Source organism: Sphingobium chlorophenolicum (assembly GCF_000722875.1).
GTDB lineage: Bacteria > Pseudomonadota > Alphaproteobacteria > Sphingomonadales > Sphingomonadaceae > Sphingobium > Sphingobium chlorophenolicum.
In genome coordinates this window covers 22,944-43,146 of the sequence record NZ_JFHR01000031.1, presented here as the reverse complement: position 1 = coordinate 43,146, position 20,203 = coordinate 22,944, and the positions used below count along the sequence as shown (strand labels likewise).

23 protein-coding genes are annotated in these 20,203 nt (G+C 65.4%); 6 read left to right on the top strand and 17 right to left on the bottom strand.

The genetic code is table 11. From position 1 onward, the window contains the following. The first annotated feature begins 13 nt into the window (after positions 1-13). Genes BV95_RS13710 through msrB form a run of 3 tightly spaced genes read left to right on the top strand, consistent with a single transcriptional unit; the run spans position 14 to position 2,653 of the window. Positions 14-970 carry an ABC transporter ATP-binding protein gene (locus BV95_RS13710; RefSeq protein WP_037452850.1) on the top strand — a complete coding sequence of 319 codons (957 nt, stop codon included), beginning with the start codon at positions 14-16 and terminating at the stop codon, positions 968-970. Continuing rightward, entirely contained in the window at positions 967-2,157 is a 1,191-nt protein-coding gene (locus BV95_RS13705) for an ABC transporter permease (protein WP_037452847.1), read from the top strand. The genes BV95_RS13710 and BV95_RS13705 overlap by 4 nt, the downstream gene beginning before the upstream one ends. Before the next feature lie 7 nt (positions 2,158-2,164). Then, complete coding sequence (msrB, locus tag BV95_RS13700) at positions 2,165-2,653, top strand: peptide-methionine (R)-S-oxide reductase MsrB (protein WP_174544473.1); 489 nt, start codon at positions 2,165-2,167, stop codon at positions 2,651-2,653. Here msrB and BV95_RS13695 read toward each other — a convergent pair. From BV95_RS13695 to rpmF, 8 genes are all read right to left on the bottom strand, one after another. After that, complete coding sequence (locus BV95_RS13695; protein WP_037452846.1) at positions 2,611-4,461, bottom strand: hypothetical protein; 1,851 nt, start codon at positions 4,459-4,461, stop codon at positions 2,611-2,613. The two genes, msrB and BV95_RS13695, sit on opposite strands and share 43 nt — an antisense overlap. Beyond that, entirely contained in the window at positions 4,439-4,858 is a 420-nt protein-coding gene (locus BV95_RS13690; RefSeq protein ID WP_013848220.1) for a GtrA family protein, read from the bottom strand. Before BV95_RS13690 ends, BV95_RS13695 begins: the two co-directional genes overlap by 23 nt. Before the next feature lie 5 nt (positions 4,859-4,863). Next, a complete protein-coding gene (locus tag BV95_RS13685) occupies positions 4,864-6,390 on the bottom strand; it encodes an NAD(P)/FAD-dependent oxidoreductase (protein WP_037452843.1) in 1,527 nt (508 codons plus the stop codon). Positions 6,391-6,533: 143 nt separating this feature from the next. After that, positions 6,534-6,875, bottom strand: a complete 342-nt coding sequence (locus BV95_RS13680) for a UrcA family protein (protein ID WP_013848218.1) — start codon at positions 6,873-6,875, stop codon at positions 6,534-6,536. A 181-nt stretch (positions 6,876-7,056) separates the two neighbouring features. Next, positions 7,057-8,646, bottom strand: coding sequence for a bifunctional phosphoribosylaminoimidazolecarboxamide formyltransferase/IMP cyclohydrolase (purH, locus tag BV95_RS13675; protein WP_037452840.1), 1,590 nt, complete (start codon positions 8,644-8,646; stop codon positions 7,057-7,059). A 133-nt stretch (positions 8,647-8,779) separates the two neighbouring features. Beyond that, positions 8,780-9,748: a beta-ketoacyl-ACP synthase III gene (locus BV95_RS13670; protein ID WP_037452837.1), complete on the bottom strand. Its 969-nt coding sequence runs from the start codon at positions 9,746-9,748 to the stop codon at positions 8,780-8,782. Continuing rightward, complete coding sequence (gene plsX, locus BV95_RS13665) at positions 9,745-10,770, bottom strand: phosphate acyltransferase PlsX (protein WP_037452883.1); 1,026 nt, start codon at positions 10,768-10,770, stop codon at positions 9,745-9,747. Before plsX ends, BV95_RS13670 begins: the two co-directional genes overlap by 4 nt. Before the next feature lie 68 nt (positions 10,771-10,838). Further along, positions 10,839-11,018 carry a 50S ribosomal protein L32 gene (gene rpmF, locus BV95_RS13660; RefSeq protein ID WP_013848214.1) on the bottom strand — a complete coding sequence of 60 codons (180 nt, stop codon included), beginning with the start codon at positions 11,016-11,018 and terminating at the stop codon, positions 10,839-10,841. Between the two features lie 208 nt (positions 11,019-11,226). On the opposite strand from rpmF, the gene BV95_RS13655 reads away from it, so the two are divergent. Beyond that, positions 11,227-11,658: an MAPEG family protein gene (locus BV95_RS13655; protein WP_037452832.1), complete on the top strand. Its 432-nt coding sequence runs from the start codon at positions 11,227-11,229 to the stop codon at positions 11,656-11,658. A 2-nt stretch (positions 11,659-11,660) separates the two neighbouring features. Here BV95_RS13655 and BV95_RS13650 read toward each other — a convergent pair whose 3' ends face one another. The 5 genes from BV95_RS13650 to BV95_RS13630 form a co-directional block, all read right to left on the bottom strand. Next, a complete protein-coding gene (locus BV95_RS13650) occupies positions 11,661-12,317 on the bottom strand; it encodes an MBL fold metallo-hydrolase (protein WP_037452882.1) in 657 nt (218 codons plus the stop codon). 271 nt (positions 12,318-12,588) lie between these two features. After that, positions 12,589-13,011 carry an RrF2 family transcriptional regulator gene (locus BV95_RS13645; protein WP_037452830.1) on the bottom strand — a complete coding sequence of 141 codons (423 nt, stop codon included), beginning with the start codon at positions 13,009-13,011 and terminating at the stop codon, positions 12,589-12,591. 39 nt (positions 13,012-13,050) lie between these two features. After that, a complete protein-coding gene (locus BV95_RS13640) occupies positions 13,051-14,070 on the bottom strand; it encodes a glycerophosphodiester phosphodiesterase (protein WP_409372093.1) in 1,020 nt (339 codons plus the stop codon). 11 nt (positions 14,071-14,081) lie between these two features. Next, entirely contained in the window at positions 14,082-14,438 is a 357-nt protein-coding gene (locus BV95_RS13635) for an ArsC family reductase (protein WP_007687974.1), read from the bottom strand. Between the two features lie 5 nt (positions 14,439-14,443). Then, positions 14,444-14,824 carry a RidA family protein gene (locus tag BV95_RS13630; RefSeq protein WP_037452823.1) on the bottom strand — a complete coding sequence of 127 codons (381 nt, stop codon included), beginning with the start codon at positions 14,822-14,824 and terminating at the stop codon, positions 14,444-14,446. Positions 14,825-14,962: 138 nt separating this feature from the next. Between BV95_RS13630 and BV95_RS13625 the strand changes: the two genes are divergently transcribed. Further along, positions 14,963-15,268, top strand: coding sequence for a hypothetical protein (locus BV95_RS13625; protein WP_037452820.1), 306 nt, complete (start codon positions 14,963-14,965; stop codon positions 15,266-15,268). A gap of 77 nt (positions 15,269-15,345) precedes the next feature. Here the strand turns inward: BV95_RS13625 and ssb are convergent, their stop codons facing one another. The 4 genes from ssb to BV95_RS13605 all read right to left on the bottom strand — a co-directional run bounded on the left by ssb (position 15,346) and on the right by BV95_RS13605 (position 18,851). Then, on the bottom strand, positions 15,346-15,909 hold the full coding sequence (ssb, locus tag BV95_RS13620; RefSeq protein ID WP_037452815.1) for a single-stranded DNA-binding protein: 564 nt from the start codon (positions 15,907-15,909) through the stop codon (positions 15,346-15,348). A gap of 50 nt (positions 15,910-15,959) precedes the next feature. Further along, entirely contained in the window at positions 15,960-17,816 is a 1,857-nt protein-coding gene (gene feoB / locus BV95_RS13615) for a ferrous iron transporter B (protein WP_037452812.1), read from the bottom strand. Next, entirely contained in the window at positions 17,813-18,070 is a 258-nt protein-coding gene (locus BV95_RS13610) for a FeoA family protein (protein ID WP_013848204.1), read from the bottom strand. The genes feoB and BV95_RS13610 overlap by 4 nt, the downstream gene beginning before the upstream one ends. Positions 18,071-18,185: 115 nt before the next feature. Continuing rightward, positions 18,186-18,851 carry a COQ9 family protein gene (locus BV95_RS13605; RefSeq protein WP_037452809.1) on the bottom strand — a complete coding sequence of 222 codons (666 nt, stop codon included), beginning with the start codon at positions 18,849-18,851 and terminating at the stop codon, positions 18,186-18,188. A 206-nt stretch (positions 18,852-19,057) separates the two neighbouring features. Between BV95_RS13605 and BV95_RS13600 the strand changes: the two genes are divergently transcribed. Further along, positions 19,058-20,143: an alkene reductase gene (locus BV95_RS13600; protein WP_037452806.1), complete on the top strand. Its 1,086-nt coding sequence runs from the start codon at positions 19,058-19,060 to the stop codon at positions 20,141-20,143. Positions 20,144-20,203: the final 60 nt, after the last annotated feature.

Genomic DNA, 20,203 nt, shown 5'->3' with positions numbered 1-20,203 from the left:
CTATCAGAGGCCGATGATCGGTGCTCCTCAACCGACCTATGCCGTCGAAGGCCATGGTCTTGTCAAGACATTCGGCGATTTCCGGGCGGTGGACGGCATCGACATCGCGGTGCCCGCCGGGTCGATCTACGGCATTCTCGGCCCCAATGGCGCAGGCAAGACGACGATGCTGCGCACCCTTCTGGGCATTATCGACCCGGACGAGGGCGAACGCCGCCTGCTGGGCGATCCCGCGCCGCTGCGTCAGGCGCGCAATGTCGGCTATCTGCCGGAGGAGCGCGGCCTTTACCCATCGATGAAGGCATTTGAAGCGGTCGCCTTCATGGGCGCGCTGCGCGGCCTGCCGCTCAGGATCGGGCGGGAACGCGCCCGCGCCATGCTGGCGGATTACGGCATGGGCGCCTCTGCCGAAAAGCCGATCCGCCAATTGTCGAAGGGCATGGCCCAGACTGTCCAGCTTTTCGGCACCATCGTCCACGAACCCCGCCTGATCGTGCTGGACGAGCCCTTTTCCGGCCTCGACGCCTTCAATCAGGGCAAGCTGGAGACGTTGATCCGCGACCAGGCCCGGCGCGGCGTGACGGTGCTGTTTTCCACCCATGTCATCGCCCATGCGGAGCGGTTGTGCGAGCGCGTGGCCATCGTCGCGGGCGGCAAGGTCCGTTTTGAAGGAACGGTGGACGATGCCCGCAACCGCCTGCGCCCGCAGGTCCGGCTTCGCACCCGCGCCAGCGACGGCGGCTGGCGCCGCGCCCTGCCCCCCGAAACGCTGGCGCAGGACGGGGCATGGCATTTCGCCCTGCCGCAAGAGGGCATCGAACCGCTGCTCCGGGCGCTGCTCGACGGCCATGCCGGGATCGAAAGCCTGTCGATCGAGCGGCCCGGCCTGCACGACGCCTTCGTGGCTATCGCGGGCGAAGCGGCGGCCCGGCAGATGCAGGCCGATCAGGTGCGGGAGGAAGCGGCATGATGGAAATGATGCGCGCTGCCCTGGTCATCGCCCGGCGGGATTTCACCGCCGTCGTTCTGTCCCGCACCTTCATCTTCTTCCTGCTCGGCCCGCTATTCCCCATCGTCATCGGCATGGCGTTCGGCGGGCTGGGCGACAAGATTTCGACCGCCGACCTGCGCCCGGTCGTCGGCGTGGCCATGTCGCCCGCCGACACGGCGCGGATGCAGCGCGCCCATGCCCGGCTGGCGGAGCGCATGGGGCCGCAGGCCCTGCCGGCGCTGCGCCGGGTGCCCCTGTCGCCCGCGCCCCGTGTCCAACTGGCGAGGGCCAATGCCGACGTCATGGTGATCGTGTCCGGCTCCCCCGCCCAGCCGGTGATGACCGGCCAGCCGCAGGACATAAGGCGGCTGGAGGGCGACATCAGCCTGCTCGCCAGCGCGGCGCTGGCCGAAAAGTCGCTGCATATGGTGCATGTGGAGGCGCAGCAGGTCGCTACCAGCGTCGGCGCGCAGAGCCAGGGCAGGCTGGTGATCGGGCGGATCGCGCAGATCGTGATCTTCTTCCTGACGATCCTGCTGGCGGGCATGATCCTGTCCAATCTGGTCGAGGAAAAGACCAATAAGATCATAGAGATATTGGCCGCTGCCGTGCCGGTCGACGCGATCTTCCTGGGCAAGCTGATGGCGATGCTGGCGATGAGCTTCGTCGGCATCTTTTTCTGGGGTGCCACGGCCTTTGGCGTGTTCCTGGCGTTGAAGACGCCCGGCGTCTCCCTGCCGGTTCCCGCCGTCGGCTGGCCGGCCTTCCTGATGCTCGCCATCCTCTATTTCGCCATGGCCTATACGCTGCTCGGCTCCCTCTTCCTGGGGATCGGCGCGCAGGCGGCGACAGTGCGCGAAGTGCAGACGCTGAACATGCCCGTCACCATGGGGCAGATGCTGATCTTCTTCTTTGCCACCTATGCGGTCGACAAGATGGGATCGCCGCCGGAAATCGCGGCCGTGATCCTGCCCTTCTCCTCCCCCTTCGCCATGATCGCGCGGGCGGCGCAGGTGGATGCGATCTGGCCGCATCTGCTGGCCATCGCGTGGCAGATGATCTGGGTGGGATTGATCATCCGCATCGGCGTGCTGCTGTTCCGCCGCCATGTGCTGAAATCCGGCGGCGGCTGGTGGAAGCAGTTGTTCAGAAGCGCGACAGGCTGAACCTGTCATGATCGCCCTTATGGATCGGCGGCGATTTCTGGGCATTGGCGGCTGCGCCGCGGCGATGCTTGTCCTGTGGCGATCGGGGCTGAGCGAGGCCGACGCCGCCTATCCCTACACGCTCAGCGATGCGGATTGGCGCAAAAGGCTGAGTCCGCTTGCCTATCAGGTGCTGCGGCGGCGTTCGACCGAATATCCCTTCACCAGCCCGCTGAACAAGGAACATCGCCGGGGCACCTTCGCCTGCGCCGGTTGCGCCCAGCCGCTGTTCGATTCGAAGACTAAGTTCGACAGCGGGACGGGCTGGCCCAGCTTCTGGGCGCCCTTGCCCGGTGCGGTCGGCACGTCCCGCGATCTTGAACTCGGCTATCCCCGAACCGAGGTGCATTGCAGCCGTTGCGGCGGGCATCTGGGCCATGTCTTCGATGACGGGCCGAAGCCCACCGGCAAACGTTATTGCATGAATGGCGTGGCGCTGACCTTCGCGCCGGGCTGAGCCACCACCTTGTAGATGCGGAGCGGCCCCTTGCCGGGGATGGGCCGCAACCAGCGCGGCGTCTTGTTGCGCTCCAGCGCGGCGGCCAGACCGTGCGGGAAGTCGGCGCGATAATGTTTGACTTCGTTCAGTTCGTGGCAAATCAGGACATAATCCGCGCCTTTGCCGCCATTCAGCCCCATGACGATCGCCTGCGCCTTGTCGGGCGTGGCTGTGAACCCCGCGATGACGGCGGTTATCCCGGCCGCGTTGCGGTGATGGGCCGTCCCGATCACGCTATGGCCGGTCCGCACGAGAATGTCGGGGCCCAGATCAAGCGGGGCGAACAGGGTTGCCTTGGGCAGCGCGCGCAACGGTGCCAATATGGCCGATGCCCGGCAATTGACGGTTTCGGGCTGTTCCTTCTCCGCCGCGCCGCTCGCGATCAGGATCCAGGCGCCGCAAAGACCGGCCGGGGTGAGCAACAGGGCGACGGCCGCCGTCACCACTATTCGCACCGCCGCTCTGGACCAGGTCTGGATATGCTGGAACATCGTCAGCAGCAGCCAGGCGATGCCGGGCAGCGCCAGGACATGCGCCACCGACATGGCGCGCAACACCAGGATCGCGACGGCCAAAGCGCCGCCCAGCAGCAGCGTGATGACGATCCAGCCATCCCGCGCTTCGCGGTCCTTCGCCGTCCTGGCTGCGACGATCGTGCCGATCAGGCCCATTATCGCCGGAAGGAGGATGATGCCCCCCATCAGCAGACCCTGTTCCCAGACCGGGCGGCCTTCCTTCACTTGCAGATACCAGAGGCGGTAGGCCACGGGGCCGAGCGCCTTGAACGGATCGCCCGAAAGGCATGCGCCCCCGGTCAGCAGAAACAGTCCGGCCGCGGAAAGGCCGGCGGCTGCGGTCGCCAGGAAACGGCGCCGGGTCGAACCGGAACCGAACAGGCGCAAGGCCAGGGGCGTCGCCAGCGTAAAGGCCAGTAGCGGCCAGACATAGGCGGCCGACAGGCTGTCGCATTGCCGGATCAGCGGCGCCTGCAAGCCGCGCAGCACCAGCAGCAGGGCCAGCGCGCCGCCGCCCAGCGTGACGGCGAAAGCGCGAAGCCGCACCCCCTCCCTGGCGTCGAGCCAGTATCGCAGGGCGAAAGCACCCGCGAACAGCGCGGCATAGGGCAAGGCTTCGCTGGAAATCTGAAGCCAGACCGCCAGCGCCAGTCCAGCGGTGATGCCGCCCCTGGAGCGATGCCGGTCCAGCGATCCGCACAAAGCCAGGGCTGCCATCCAGATCTGCCACCCATGATGGTCGATCCGAAGCGGCGTGAACTGGACCAATATGGTGGGTGTCGTCAGCAGCAGGGTCACTGCCAGCAGGGCGGTGATGCCGCTGCCGGTGGCGCGCCTGGCCGCCAGGAACAGCGTGCCGGTCAGCGCGCCCAGCGTCAGCAGGGGCACCAGCGCGCAGGCGGCCAGTTCCGCCGTGGCCGCTCCGAACAGCGGACGCAAAAGAAGGATCAGGGCCGCGATCGGCATGTCGACGATGCGCGACCAATGCATCGGTCCCCCGACCGGTGGATTGACGCGATGCTGGCTGACGTCCCAGAAACCCTGTCCGTGCAGCCAGTCGCGGACCTGCTGCAACCGCATGGCGTCATCCGGATCGCGGAAATCCAATGTCGGCAGGCTGTTGCGGGCCAGCCAGAGCATGACGGCGCAGCATAAAAGCCACGCCAGCAACAGCCCCGCGCCGATCTGCCATCGGGCGATCAGGGGTTTGGCGGGAAGGGACGGCAATTCAGGCGCGGGCGAAGATGCCATATTTCCGGATCGCATAGACGGAAAGGAAGCTGACCGGGACCGCCATCAACTTGGCCATTGCGGGCGACAGGCCCAGGCCGCTCAGGCCGCCCACCACCGTCATGGTGATCGCCATGCCGATCAGGGCGCTGGCGATGAAGGCGATGCGCTGCGCATGGGTTGCGGGCTGCGGCATTTCGAAGACGAAGCGGACGCTGATCAGCCAGTGCAGGACGAGCCCGCCCGAATAGCCGCCAAGCGCCGCGACAGCGGGCGGCAGGCCCATATGGTTCAGCGCCATGAACAGCGCGAAATCCCCCGACAGGGCGCAGATGCTGGCCAGCAGATAGCGGGTGAAGGTGAAGCGGCCGATGACGGCATTGACCGGCCCGGCCATGGTGCGCACCCAATGGGGCATGGAGGTCAGGCCGCCTTCAACCGATTGGGCACCAGCCGTTCGCTCTTCAGGGCGGCGCGCTCTCCGGCTGTCTGCTGCCCTTCCTCGCCCGCCTCATGATATTCGGCGTCTTCGTTTACCGCCCATATGTCGTAAATCTGTTCGCCCGCCTCGATATTGCGGACGGTCAACATCGCGGTCATCATCGCATGATCCTGGTTGTTGTAGCGATGCATGCCGTTGCGGCCGACCAGATGCAGCGTGGGGTAGAGGCGCTGCAATTCGGTGCGCATGGCCAGCACATTGGCGGCATAGCTGTCGTCATAGACGGGATAGGCCTTTTCCTGCCGCACCACCGCGCCGCCGACCACATCGCCCGGATCGCACAGGCCAAGGATCGCCATTTCCTTCTTCGCAAGGTCGATCAGATCGGCGTCGCTGGACGACCAGAGGCCGTCGCCCTCGAAACAGAAATATTCCAGGCCGACGCAGGCCAGATCCGGATCCGGCACCATTTCGGGCGACCAACTGCGAAAATTCTGGATGCGGCCGACCTTCACCTTGCTGTCGTGGATGTAGATCCAGTTGTCGGGGAAGATATCGTCCCCCTTCACCATAAGCGCCACGGTCAGGAAGTCGCGATATTTGAGTTCCATCGCATGGCCCAGCGTGGCGGGCAGCGGATGGATGCGCCCGGCCAGTTCGCGCATCGGCGCGGAACTGACGACATGGGCGGCATGGATGACGACCTCGCCGTCCGGTCCCTGCGCCGTCATGCGCCAGCGGCCGCTTTTCCGGTCCTGCGTAAGCTGGTCCAGGCTATGCCCCATCAGCACCTGATTGCCGCCCGCGACCACGAAATCACGGGCCGCTTCCCACATCATGCCGGGGCCGAGGCGCGGATAGCGGAAGCTTTCCAGCAGCGTCTTGGTCGCCATGCCGTCATTGGGCTTCCTGTTGAGGCCAAGCGACCGTTTCAGCCCGTCCATCACCGCGCCCCAGAGCGACAGGCCCTTGATGCGTTGCGCCGCCCAGTCCGCCGACATCTCGTCGCAGGGCATGCCCCAGACCTTTTCCGTATAGGTCTTGAAGAAGATGGAGAAGAGCTTGTGGCCAAAGGCGTTGACGGTCCAGTCCTGGAAGGATCGGACGTCGCGATTGGGAAACAGCTTCGCCTTGGCGAAGCTGGCCATGCAGAGGGTCGAGCGCCAGATGCCCAGATTGCCTAGCGCTTCGAAGGCGCGCAGCGGATAGCTGTAATATTTGCCCTCATAATAGATGCGGCTCATCCGGGGGCGCTGGATGAAATCGTCGGGCAGGATTTCGTTCCAGAGGTCCACGACCTCCTTCGACTTGGAAAAGAAGCGATGGCCGCCAATATCGAAGCGGAAGCCGTTCAACTCCACGGTCCGGCTGATGCCGCCGACATAGATGGGGTCCTTTTCGATGACCCGGACCGAATAGCCTTTTTTGGTGAGCAGATAGGCGGCCGTAAGCCCAGCCGGACCCGCGCCGATAATGGCGACATCCACATTGTGGTCGTTCTGCGGCATCCAAGGCCCCCCGGTGAAATCCTTCGCCGATCTAGGTGAAGAAAATCCTCTAAGGAGTAGTTAATGCCTGGTAACAATGCAAGTTCGGGGCAAGTTCGGTCGGCGCCGACAGCCGTTGAAGCCGCCGGCGCCGCCCAAGGAAATCAGCCCTGACGCTGCGATTGGATCAGCGTGTTGAGGTCCGAGCGAGCGCCGTCGAGGGCTTCGCCGAAGCAAGCGCGATAATCCGGCGTGGCAGGCAGGATCGACCCGTTCATCCAGCCGCAGACCTGCTTGGCCGCCTTGGTGATGCGGGAATCCGCCATGCGGGCGCCATGGGTGCTGGCCAGGTTGAGGTCGGCCATCGACACCGCGATGCTGCGGGTTTCCGCCCCGGTGCGGCCATCGACCACTACATCCATGTCGTTGATGCCGGCAAAGGCGTTCGCTGCGGGCAGCGCAAGAGTCATCATGGCGGCCATCGCCACCAGAGTCTTTCTGGTCATCCAATATCTCCTGTCGAACTAAGTCGGTGCCCATCGCCTGACGTGGGAGAGGGGTCGTGTAACAAAATAGGCTTCGTGCAGGCCGTTGAAAAGGGCCAGTTCACGAAAATTGGCTGAAAACCGTTATTTTTGCGCATGCGAAAGGATTGAAACACCCTTTCGCATGCGCGTCATTCCGGCATCAGTGGCGGAAGTGGCGCATCCCGGTGAAGACCATGGCGAGGCCCGCCTCGTCGGCGGCGGCGATCACCTCGTCATCGCGGATCGATCCGCCCGGCTGGATCACCGCCGTCGCGCCCGCCTCGACCGCCGCCAGAAGGCCGTCGGCGAAGGGGAAGAAGGCGTCGGAAGCGACCGCCGAACCGATGGTGCGCGCTTCGCTCCAGCCCGCCTTTTCGGCGGCGTCCCTGGCCTTCCATGCGGCAATGCGGGCGGATTCGAGACGGTTCATCTGCCCCGCACCGATGCCTGCGGTGCTGTTGTCCTTCGCATAGACGATGGCGTTGGACTTCACATGTTTGGCGACGGTCCAGGCGAACAGGCAATCGCTGAGCTCCTGTTCCGTCGGCGCGCGCTTGGTCACGAGCTTCAACTGGTCGCGGGTGATGCGGCCATTGTCGCGGCCCTGCACCAGCAGGCCCCCGGCTATGCTCTTCATCTGAAGGCCCGGACGTGCAGGATCGGGAAGTTCGCCGGTCAGCAGCAGACGGAGATTCTTCTTCTTCGCGAAAACCGCCTTCGCTTCCTCGTCCGCGTCGGGCGCGGCGACGACTTCGGTGAAGATGCCGCTGATCGCTTCGGCGGTCGGACCGTCGAGCGGGCGGTTGACGGCAATGATGCCGCCGAAGGCCGATACGCTGTCGCAGGCGAGCGCGGCCTCATAGGCTTCGATCAACGTATTGCCGGTCGCGACGCCGCAGGGATTGGCGTGCTTGACGATCACGACGGTCGGCGGGCCGTCGCGGAACTCGCTGACCAGTTCCAGCGCAGCGTCGGCGTCATTGTAATTATTGTAGCTGAGTTCCTTGCCCTGGATCTGCTTCGCCTGCGCAATGCCGTTCGCAGCGGGGCCGACCGGCAGATACAGCGCGGCCGACTGGTGCGGATTTTCGCCGTAGCGCAGGGTCGAGCCCAGCTTGCTGGAGACGGAGAGGCTTTCGGGGAACTGCACGCCCTGGTCGGCGAAGGCGAACCAGCTTGCGATCATCGAATCGTAGGCGGCGGTGGCGGCATAGGCCTTGGCCGCGAGCATGCGGCGGAAGTCGTAGCTGGTCGCGCCACCCTTTTCCGCCATTTCCGCGATCAGGCGGGCATAGTCGGCGGGGTCGGTGACGATGGCGACGCTCTCATGATTCTTCGCGGCGGAGCGGACCATGGAAGGGCCGCCAATGTCGATATTCTCGATGATCTCCTCGCGCTCCGCGCCCTTGGCCACGGTGGCGGCGAAGGGATAGAGGTTGACGACGACCAGGTCGATCGCGCCGATCGCATGCTCGTCCATCGAGGCGACATGTTCGGGATTGTCACGTACGGCCAGCAGGCCGCCATGCACCTTGGGGTGCAGAGTCTTGACACGGCCGTCCATCATTTCCGGGAAGCCGGTGAGGTCGGAAATGTCCTTCACCTCCAGCCCCGCCTCGCGCAGCGCCTTCGCCGTGCCGCCGGTCGACACCAGTTCGACGCCATGCTGGCCCAGCGCCTGGCCCAGTTCGATGAGGCCGGACTTGTCCGAAACGGAAAGAAGGGCGCGTTTGATGGTGACGTCTGACATGAAGGTGCTTCCTGCTGTTCGGGTGCCGCGTTCAGGCTTGCCGCAGCCCTCTAGTGCCGCTTGGCCGCTGCGGCAAGCGGTAGGATCGGATGGCGGGCTGCCAGGCAGGGACACATGCCCGCCTTCGCCTGAGTTATACCCGCAGGACGCAGGCGCCCCAGGTGAAGCCGCCGCCCATGGCCTCCAGCACCAGCAGGTCGCCGGACTTTATGCGTCCGTCCCGCATGGCGAGGTCGAGAGCCAGAGGGACCGACGCGGCGGAGGTGTTCGCGTGGCGATCCACCGTCATCACCACCTTTTCCGGCGCCAGCTTCAGCTTGCGCGCAGTCGCATCCAGGATGCGGGCATTGGCCTGGTGCGGGACCAGCCAGTCGATGTCCGCCGGAGTCATGTCGGCGGCGGCCATCACCTCGGTCAGCACGGAGGCCAGGTTGGTGACGGCGTGGCGGAAGACTTCCTGCCCCTTCATGCGCAGCTTGCCGACCGTCTGCGTGGTCGAAGGACCGCCGTCGACATAGAGAAGCTGGTTGTGGCGACCATCGGCATGCAGTTTCGAGGCGAGGATGCCGCGCTTGCCGTCGGCGCTTTCCTCCGCGCCCAGCACGACCGCGCCCGCGCCGTCGCCGAAGAGGACGCAGGTAGTGCGGTCTTCCCAGTCGAGGATGCGGCTGAAGGTTTCCGAACCGATGACGATGGCGTTCCGCGCCGCGCCGGAGCAGATCATGCTGTCGGCCACGGTGATGGCGTAGAGGAAGCCGGAGCAGACCGCCGCCACGTCGAAAGCCACGCAATCGTTGATGCCCAGCGCGGCCTGAACGATGGTTGCGCTAGCGGGGAAGGTCTGGTCGGGCGTGGCCGTCGCCAGAATGATCAGGTCGATGTCCTGCGCGCCGATCCCGGCGGCTTCCAGCGCCGCCTTGGCGGCGTCGGTGGCGAGGGTCGAGGTGGTTTCACCCTCTCCCGCAATATAGCGGGTGCGGATGCCGGTGCGCTCGACGATCCATTCGTCGCTCGTGTCCACGGTTTCCGCCAGTTCGGCATTGCTGACGGAGCGGGCCGGCAAGGCGGAGCCCGTGCCCAGGAGAACGGATCGGCGGATCACTTTGCGGGCAGCTCCATCCTGGATGCGGGGGCGGTCAGCCCCTCGATCCCATGCATGTCGGCGGCGATGCGCCGGGTGATGTCTTCCTCCAGCAGCCGGGCGGCGACATGGACGGCATTGGCGACGCCCTTGTCGTTGGCGCTGCCGTGGCTTTTCACGACCACGCCATTTAGACCGAGGAATACGGCGCCATTATGGTTGTTGGGGTCGAGATGATGGCGCAGCAGGTGCATCGCGGGCTTGGAGATCAGGAAGCCCAGCTTCGAACGGATCGAACTGGTGAAGGCGGTGCGCAGCAGGTCGGTGACGAAGCGGGCCGTGCCCTCCGCCGTCTTGAGCGCCACATTGCCGGAAAAGCCGTCCGACACAATGACGTCGACATCCCCCCGGCCGATCTTGTCGCCTTCGGTGAAGCCGTCGAAGGACAGCGGCAGGCTGGTCGCGGCGCGCAGGATGGCGGCGGCGTCGCGGATTTCCTCCGTACCCTTCATCTCCTCCGTGCCGATGTTCATCAGCCGGACGCGGGGGCGCTCAAGGTCAAGGGCGATGCGGGCATAGGCCGCGCCCATCACCGCGAACTGAACGAGATTGCGGGCGTCGCATTCGGTGTTGGCGCCCAGGTCCAGCATGACCACGTCATTGTCGCCCAGAGTCGGCAGCATGGCGGCCAGCGCGGGGCGGTCGACGCCCTTCATGGTGCGGAGCGCCAGCTTCGCCATCGCCATCAGCGCGCCAGTATTGCCGGAGGAAACGGCCGCGCCGCAGTCGCCCGCCTTCACCGCCGCGATGGCCATGCTCATGGAGCTGGTCTTCTTGCGGATGGCCACGCTGGGCTTGTCGCCCGCATCCACGACATCGGCCGCGTGGACGATTTCCGACGCGGCGCGCAGATTGGGGTGATTGTCGAGCGCGGACTTGATCCGCGCCTCGTCTCCGAAAAGGGTGAAGCGCAGCCCTTCGTGACGGCGACGGGCGAGCGCCACGCCCGCCATCATCACGCGTACGCCTTCATCCCCGCCCATCGCGTCGATTGCGATTCGCGGTTGGCTGGACAAGTTAACGCACCCTTTTCAGGAGAAATTCTTAGGCGTCAGGCCCCGACGGCGACGACTTCGCGACCGTTATAATGGCCGCAGGCGTCGCACAGATTATGCGGGCGCTTCAGTTCGCCGCAGTTCGAGCATTCCTGATAGGCCTCGACGCGCAGCGAGTCATGGCTGCGGCGCATGCCGCGGCGGGACGGGGACGTTTTCCTCTTGGGGACAGCCATGTCGGCACCTTATTCCATAAATTGATCTGTTAGTGCGACTGGCCGTATCCGATGGATGCCGACGCCAACGGCGCCGCAGACCCATGCGGCCCGGATGATCGCGAAGCCCTGCGCCTATAGCGTTTTTTGACCCATGCGCAAGTCCTTCTTGCCCCTTCGCCCTAGCGCCCTATTCTGGCGGCATCACGATAAACGGGGGGGAAATCCCATGTTGCTGCCGATCACGCTGACTCTGGCCGCGGCCTGCGCGCTGCTGAATATGTGGCTGGGGATTCGCTGCACGCGAATCCGGATGGCGGTGCAGATCATGCATGGCGACGGCGGCAGCGCGCTGCTGGCCAGGCGGATGCGCGCCCACGCCAATTTCATCGAATATGTGCCGGTGACGCTGATCCTCTTCGGGCTGGTGGAACTGGCGGTGGGCGCGTCGATGTGGCTGTGGGGCGCGGCGCTGGTGCTGGTGCTGGCGCGAATCGGCCATGGCTTCGGGATGGACGCGGAAAAGCCGACCGTGTGGCGCGCGGGCGGGGCGCTGCTGACCTGGGCGGTGATGGTCGGTATGGCGATCACGGCTCTGACCACCGTCTATGGAGCGTCGCGGGAAGTGCCCGCGCCGCCCGCCATGGCGATGATTCGGTAGGATCAGGCCAAGACGGCATCCCCCACGAAGGGATTGGTGCGGCGTTCATGGGCGAAGTTGCTCATCGGGCCATGGCCGGGGACGAAGGCCGTGTCGCCGCCCAGCGGCCATAGCTTGCCGGTGATCGCGTCGATCAAATCCTGATGATTGCCCATCGGAAAGTCGGTGCGGCCGATGGACCCCTGAAACAACACGTCGCCGACGATGGCGAGTTTGCTCGGCGCGTGGTGGAAGACGACGTGGCCGGGCGTGTGGCCGGGGCAATGATAGACGTCGAGCGTGAGGTCGCCGACCGCCACCTGGTCGCCGTCCTGGAGCCAGCGGTCGGGTTCGAAGCTTTCGCCGTTGATGCCGTATTTGGCGCCGTCTTCGCCCAGCCGGTCGATCCAGAAGCGGTCGGCTTCGTGCGGGCCTTCAATCGGCACGCCGAGGTCGCGGGCAAGGATGCCCGCCTGGCCGCAATGGTCGATATGGCCGTGCGTGACGAGTATCTTCTCGATGGTGACGCCATGCTGCTCGGCGGCCTGCTTCAGCACCGGCAGGTCGCCGCCCGGATCGACGAAGGCGCCCCGATTGGTCGCCGTGCACCAGAAGAGCGTGCAATTCTGCTGGAGCGGCGTGACCGGGATCAGGGCGGCTTTGAGGGGTGGAGTCGTCATGGCGTTGATGTGGCGAAGCTGCGCGCCGGGCGCAAGGCTTTGGGTGCAGCCGGGCATTTTGCGCTAGCGTTCGAGGTTGGTTTAGGTGGATTGCGGACCTGTCCTATTCCTCCCCATCGAGAGATGGGGAGGGGGACCAGCCGAAGGCTGGTGGAGGGGAACGGGGCACGACCTCCGAATTTCCCCTCCACCACTCGCTTCGCGAGCGGTCCCCCTCCCCACGCTTCGCGTAGGGAGGATTTAGTGACCGCAAATGCCCAAAACCAGCCTCCTACCCCATTTCCGTAGCGAAGGGTTCCGCCAGGCTGATGCTGTCCAGCACCTTGGCCGTTTCGTCGCGCACGCGCAGCATCACACGGTGCAGGCGGCATTCCGATTCGGGGAGGCAGTTGGTGCAGGTCTCATGCGCGAAGCGGCTGGCGCAAGGCGTGAGCGCCAGCGACCCCCGCGTCAGCCGCACGATGTCGCCATAGCTGATGTCGACCGGCGCCAGCGCCAGCCAATAGCCGCCGTCGCGCCCCCGCTGTGTCGCCACCAGTCCTTCCCGCGCCAGTTCCGACAGGATCACCGTCAGGAATTTGGAGGGGATGTTCTGGCGCGTGGCGATCTCGTTCAGCGGCACCGGGCCTTGCCGATAGCGGTCTGCGAGATGCTGGAGAGCGCGGATGGCGTAACGGGTCTTCTGCGAAAGCATAAGGCCGTTATTCGCTGCCGCCGCAGATTTGACAAGTCATCAGGGCGCCGGATTCAGCGCCTGGCGCGCCTGTTTCGGAAAATCGCTGAACATCGCGTCGACGCCCGTTCCGGCGACCGCCCGGACATAGCCGGCGAAATCGCCCCGGCCCTGCGGATCGTCGGGGCGCTGGAAGGCTGCGGGCAGGAAGCCGTTTTCCATGCGCAGCGTCCAGACATGGACTTGCAATCCAGCCTGACGGGCGCGTTCGACTAGTCCCGTCGGGCCTTCGGGCGCCAGCACCATGGCGGCCGCAGGGCCGATGCCGTCGGCATAGTCCGCGACCTGCCGCAGCCCCTGCGCCGTCATCATGTCGGCATAGCTGGTCCCCGGCTCGTCGGCGGGACCGCCCTCGCTTTGAACAAGCTGGATCAGGCGCAGGCGCGACGCGGCGCGCAGGGCCTTGAGATTGCCGACCTCGAAGGACTGGATGAAGACCGGATCGGCCTCCGTCTGATAGCCGTAGCGGCTGAGCAGATCGAGCAACGGCGCCTGATGCGGCAGGCCGATACCGGCGAAATAGGCGGGATGCTTGGTTTCGGGATAAAGGCCGATGCGGCGGCCGGTTTCCGCCTCCTTGGCGCGGACCAGCTTCACGACCTCCTCGAAGGTCGGGATCGGGTAGAGATCGTCGAAGCGGCTGTTGGCGGGCCGAAGCTGCGGCAGCCGTTCGCGGGCGCGTAGGGTGCGCAGTTCCGCGAGCGTGAAATCCTCCGTGAACCAGCCGGTGACGGGCTGGCCGTCGATGGTCTTGCTGGTCCTGCGAGCGGCGAATTCCGGATGATCGGCGATGTCGGTGGTGCCGCCGATCTCATTTTCATGCCGGGCGACAAGGACGCCGTCGCTCGTCAGCACCAGATCCGGCTCGATATAGTCCGCGCCCTGGTCGATGGCGCGCTCATAGGCGGCGAGCGTATGTTCGGGCCGTTCGCCGCTGGCCCCGCGATGGGCGATGATGAAGGATTCCGCCATCACGGGGGCCGCCGTAAAAAGGGTGAGGAGGAGGAATGTTCGGAGCATCCCCCTCAAATTCATGCCTTCACGCCCTCCAGAGCGTCCTCATAGGTCGTCGCCTTGAAACCGACGATGGTGCGGTCGCCCAGGTCCAGGATCGGGCGCTTGATCATCGAAGGGTTGCTCATCATCAGCAGAATCGCCTTTTCCGAATCGATATGCGCCTTGTCGCCCGCGTCCAGCGCCTTGAAGGTGGTGCCGGAACGGTTGAGGATGGTTTCCCACCCATGCTCCATCACCCATTCCTCCAGCTTCGCCTTGTCGACGCCCGACACCTTGTAGTCGTGGAAGCTGTATGGCTTGCCGCTATTGTCCAGGAAATTGCGCGCCTTCTTGATCGTGTCGCAATTCTTGATGCCGTACATGGTCAGCATGGCTGTCATCCTTTGAAAGCGGTGACTTCGATCTCGACCTTCATCTCCGGCTTGATGAGGCCGGTGACGATGCAGCTTGCGGCGGGGCGGATGTCGCCGAAGACCGGCGCGGTCGCTTCGCCCAGCACGTCCCAATAGGCGGGGTCTGTGATGTAATAGGTCACGCGGACAACATCGGCGAAGGAGAAGCCCGCCTCCTCCAGCGCCCGGCCGATCACCTTCAACGCGTTCCTGCCCTGGTCCACGACGCTTTCGGGCATCGTCTTGGTTTCGGGATCGGTGCCGGTGGTGCCGGCGACGAAGCACCAGTCGCCCTGGACGACGGCGCGCGAATAGCCGACCTGCGCCTCGAAGGGCGAGCCGGAGGAAATTAGCTGGCGGGGCATGAAATTCCCTTTGTACAAAGCGAAGAGCAATGGAAGGACCGGCGGCTCTTGCCCGGTCGGCAGGGTGCTGTCCAGAGGCTTTATGCGGCGCGGAACAGGCGGATGGCTGACCCGTTGGTGGGGTGAAGGAGACGTGCGATGGACGATGCCGACAAGAACCGCTTCCCTGACCCCGACGAGGAGAATAGCGAACAGGCCGAACGCGGTTCGCAGGCGCAGGATGTGGCCGAGGATGCGCGGGTTCGTTCGACCGATCCGGCCGAGGACAGTGAACATGGCGGCAAGCCGAACCCGGCGCAGATCATGCCCGACGATACGCCCGATCTGGTGGACAAGATGAAGGAGATGAACCGGTCCGGGCGGATCGATAACGACGCCTTCGCCGGGGAGCCGCAGATGGACGATGAGGAGGATAGCCTCGGCCCGACCGAGGATGAGGATTAGGCTTCACCGAGTTGGCAACAAAAAACGCCCCGGCCGAGCGGCTGGGGCGTTTTGTTTCCTGATCCTGGGAAATGCACTCAGAAGGGCACTTCGTCGTCCAGGTCGTTGTCGAAATTCGGTCCGCCCGCGCCGCCGCGACCGCCGCCGGAGGAGCGGCCGGAACCACCGCCGCCGCCGAAGTTACCGCCACCGCCGCCGAAATCGTCATAGTCGCCGCCGCCAAAGCCGCTCGATCCGCCGCTCCAGTCACCGCCGCCCTGCGAACGTCCGCCGCCGCTGCCGCCGCCCGGCGCGCCGTCCAGCATGGTCAGCACGGCGCTGGGGCCCTGCAACACGACTTCGGTGGTATAGCGGTCGTTACCCGACTGGTCCTGCCACTTGCGGGTTTGCAGCTTGCCCTCGACATAGACCTTGCTGCCCTTGCGCAGATAGCGTTCGGCGACGCCCGCCAGACCTTCGGAGAAGATCGCGACGCTGTGCCATTCGGTGCGCTCCTTGCGCTCCCCGCTGTTGCGGTCTTTCCAGGTCTCGGACGTCGCGATGCGGATGTTGCACACCTTGCCGCCATTCTGGAAGCTGCGGACTTCCGGGTCCGCGCCCAGATTGCCTACCAGAATGACCTTGTTGACCGAACCCGCCATGTTTCCTCCGATGCGTTTGCCGGTCTTTATAGAACGCTCTCAGGCTGACGCTACCCCAAACCCGCCGCGACCGCCGCCCAATAGGTGATGCCGGCGGCGGCATAAGCCAGCACGAACAGATAACCCATCATGAACATCGGCCATTTCCACCCGTTGGTCTCGCGCCGGGTGACGGCGATGGTGGAAATGCATTGCGGCGCGAAAACGAACCAGGCGAGGAAGGCCAGCGCCGTCGCCAGCGACCAGCGCCCCTGCAACCGTTCGCCCAATGTGCGGTTCAGCGCATCCTCGTCATCACCCGCGTCGATCGCATAGACGGTGGCGATGGCCGACACCGCTACTTCCCGCGCAGCCATGGAGGGCAGCAGGGCCAGGCTGATGTCGCGATTGAAGCCGATCGGCTCCACCAGCAGATGGATGCCGCCCGCGATCCGCCCCGCAATGCTGTATTCGCTCTGGCGGACGCCCGCGGGCGCCTGCGGGAAACTGGCCAGCACCCAGAGGATGATGTTGGTCAACAGGATGATGGTGCCCGCGCGCTTCAGGAAGATGACGGCGCGCTGCCACAGGCCGATCGCTATGTCCTGCGGGCGGGGCCATTGATATTTCGGCATCTCCATTAGGAAACCACCGCTCTGCCCCTTGGTCACGGTCAGGCGCAGCGCCCAGGCGGCAATCATCGCGCCGACGATGCCGGAAACGTAGAGGAGGAAGAGGACCAGCCCTTGCAGGCCGATGCCCGGCCCCACACTGCGCGCCGGGATGAAGGCGGCGATGATAAGGCCATAGACCGGCAGCCGCGCCGAACAGGTCATCAGCGGCGCGATCAATATGGTGGTCAGCCGGTCCTTCGGATCGGAGATGGTGCGCGTCGCCATGATCCCCGGCACCGCGCAGGCGAAGGAGGAGAGGAGCGGGATGAAGGCCCGGCCCGAAAGGCCGACCCGCGCCATCAGCGCATCCATCAGGAAGGCGGCGCGGGCCATATAGCCGGTCGCCTCCAGCATCAGGATGAAGAAGAAGAGGATGAGGATCTGCGGCAGGAACACCACCACCGCGCCGACGCCGCCGATGACGCCCTGGAGCAGGAAGTCGTGGACGACGCCCGGCGGCAGCGTGGCCGTGATGGTTTCGCCCAGCGCCGTGACCCACCCTTCCAGCAGGTCGGCGGGCGCCGCGGCCCAACTGAACACCGCCTGGAACATCACGAACAGCAGCGCCAGCAGGATGAGGAAACCGGCGACGGGATGCAGTAGTACGCGGTCGACGGCGGCGGTCATGCGGCGGGATGGGGTTTCGCGCACGACGGCGGCGCGGGCGATGCGGCGCGCTTCCTTGCGCAGGCCTTCGAAATCGGGCTGTTCGCCGGTTGGCCGAACCCTGCCCGCGCCGCCGTCCAGCATGGATTCCAGTTCGCTGCGCAGATGGTCGAGTCCGCGCTTGCGCACCGCGACGGTGGAGATCACCGGCACGCCCAGTTCGCGGGAAAGAATGTTGGCGTCCAGTTCCAGCCCATCGCGGGTGGCGAGGTCGACCATGTTGAGCGCCACGATGGTCGGCAGGCCGAGGGCGATCAGTTCCAGCGCGAAGCGGAGATGATTGTCGAGATTGGAGGCGTCGACCACCACCACTAGCGCGTCTGGCAGCCGTTCGCCCGCCTGCTTGCCCAATATGACGTCGCGCGTCACCTGTTCGTCGGGGCTGGCGGGGTTGAGACTGTAGGTGCCGGGCAGGTCGACCAGTTCGATCGGACGGCCGTCGGACAGGGAGAAGCGGCCCGCCTTCCGCTCCACGGTGACGCCGGGATAATTGCCCAGCTTCTGCCGGGCGCCGGTCAGCGCGTTGAACAGGGCGCTCTTGCCGGCATTGGGATTGCCGACCAGCGCGATCAGCGGCAGGCCGGTCATGCGTCCTCTTCCTGCGGACCCGTGCGTACCGTGATGGCGGCGGCGTGGCTGCGGCGCATCGCCACGGTCATGCGGCCGACCTTGCAGGCGATGGGACCGCGCCCCAGCAGGCCGCCATGGTGCAATGCCTCCACGCTGGCGCCTTCGCACAGGCCGAATTCGCGGAGCCGCTGACCGTCGGATGCGGACAGCGCGTTCCAGTCGATCAGGTCCACATAGGCGGGTTGGCGCAGCGGCAGGTCAGTCAGGCGCAAGGATAAGGCACTCGTCATTTACTTCTGCGAGTGATTATCAATACGGATTGAAAAAGGCCAGCGCGAATCCGCCTTGTCCCGCCTGCTCGTCCCGTCTGCCCTGTCCTGCGCCGGATTATATGGCCGGGTAGCGCAGCCGGCCGATGAAGCGGGCCAGACTCAGCCGTTCGCCGCCGCCTATGCCCTTCCACTGGGCCTTGGCGCGCTCGAACCGCATCACGCCCTCTATCCGGCGGGCCAGGAAGGCGCGGGTTTCGGCCCAATCCTCGCTCTCATCATCGACGAAGACCAGCAATGTCGCGGCATAGACGCCCGCCAGCGTCAGACGCTTCGTATAATGGTTGAGGTCGGTCGCGTCGTCGCCCGCTGCCCGCCAGATACCGTCGGCGGCGCGCCAGCCAAGCTTCGCGGCGCGGGCGGCGTTGCGCGGCATGGCCAGGATCGCCTGCGCCCGGCGCAGCGCTTCGCGGTCGCGGGCCAGCAGGGCCAGACGGGTTTCGATCAGGGAGACGATCCGTTTGCGAATCGACAGGGCAGCCAGCTTTTCCGGCGGCAGCGCCTCCAGCATCCGCGCATCGATGCTGGCGAACCAGGCGTCGATCATGTCCATCGCCACGCCGGGAAAGGCCAATGCGGCGATATCGGCGTCGATGCCGCATTGTTGCGCCGCCATGGTCACGGCCTCCATGCGCCAACCGTCGAAGGCGGCATGGCGGGGCAGGATTGGGGCAAGCGCGGCGCGGACTTCGTCCAGCGTCATATCCTGGTGCGTCGGGGTCATGGCAGTCTAATAGGCCCCGCCGGGCATGCGCACAAGCATCGCAGCGGACGCCAGAGGCACTAAGCATTAGTCAAAATCAATGCAGGGAAAGCAATTCTTGGTATCGCTGTGCGGGAAAGGGGGGTTGAAGCGGGCGGCGCGGCTCCTTAGCTGGCCTTGGCAGGCAAGTCCCGTTGCGATATGCAACTTTGAAGAGGGAAATTTTCATGGCCAATCTGTTCGAACCGGTGCAACTTGGCGCAATCCATGCGCCCAACCGCATCCTGATGGCGCCGCTGACCCGCAGTCGCGCGACCCGCGATCATGTGCCGACGCCGGTCATGGCAGAATATTATCGGCAGCGCGCCTCGGCAGGCCTGATCATCAGCGAGGCGACGGGCATTTCGCGGCAGGGACTGGGTTGGCCCTATGCGCCGGGGCTGTGGTCGGACGAGCAGGTCGCGGCGTGGCGGCCGGTGACGACCGCCGTGCATGAGGCTGGCGGACGGATCGTCGCACAACTCTGGCATATGGGACGGGTCGTCCACAGCAGCATGACCGGCGAGCAGCCGGTATCGGCCAGCGCCACCGCCACGCCGGGCAAAGCGCACACTTATGAGGGCAGGCAAACCTACGAACAGGCCCGGCCTCTGAGCGTGGAGGAAATTCCGGGCGTGATAGCGGATTATGTCCATGCCGCGAAAAATGCCATCGCCGCCGGTTTCGACGGCGTGCAGATCCACGCCGCGAACGGCTATCTGATCGACCAGTTCCTGCGCGACGGCAGCAACCACCGGGACGATATTTATGGTGGATCGGTCGAAAACCGCATCCGCCTGTTGCGGGAAGTGACGCAGGCGGTGGTCGACGCCGTCGGCGCCGAACGGGTTTCGGTGCGCCTGTCGCCCAACGGCGATTCGCAGGGTGTCGACGACAGCGATCCTTCGCCCTTGTTCGCGGCGGCGGCGGAAGCGTTGCAGCAGATCGGCATCGCCTTCCTCGAACTGCGGGAGCCGGGACCGGACGGCACCTTCGGCCGCACCGATGTGCCGCGCCAGTCGCCCGTCATCCGCCGGCATTTTTCCGGGCCGCTGATCCTGAACAGCGATTATGACCTGGAACGGGCGCAACAGGATCTGGACAGCGGCCTGGCGGACGCCGTGAGCTTCGGCCGCGCCTTCATGGCCAATCCGGACCTGCCCAAGCGCCTGCTGATCAATGCGCCGCTCAACGAAGCGAACATGGCGACCTTCTACACCCAGGGCGCGGAAGGCTATGTCGACTATCCGGCGCTGGAGGAAGCCGCGGCCTGACCCGCTCTGATTTGGTTGGAGGACGGACCTATTCAAATCCTCCCCATCGAGAGATGGGGA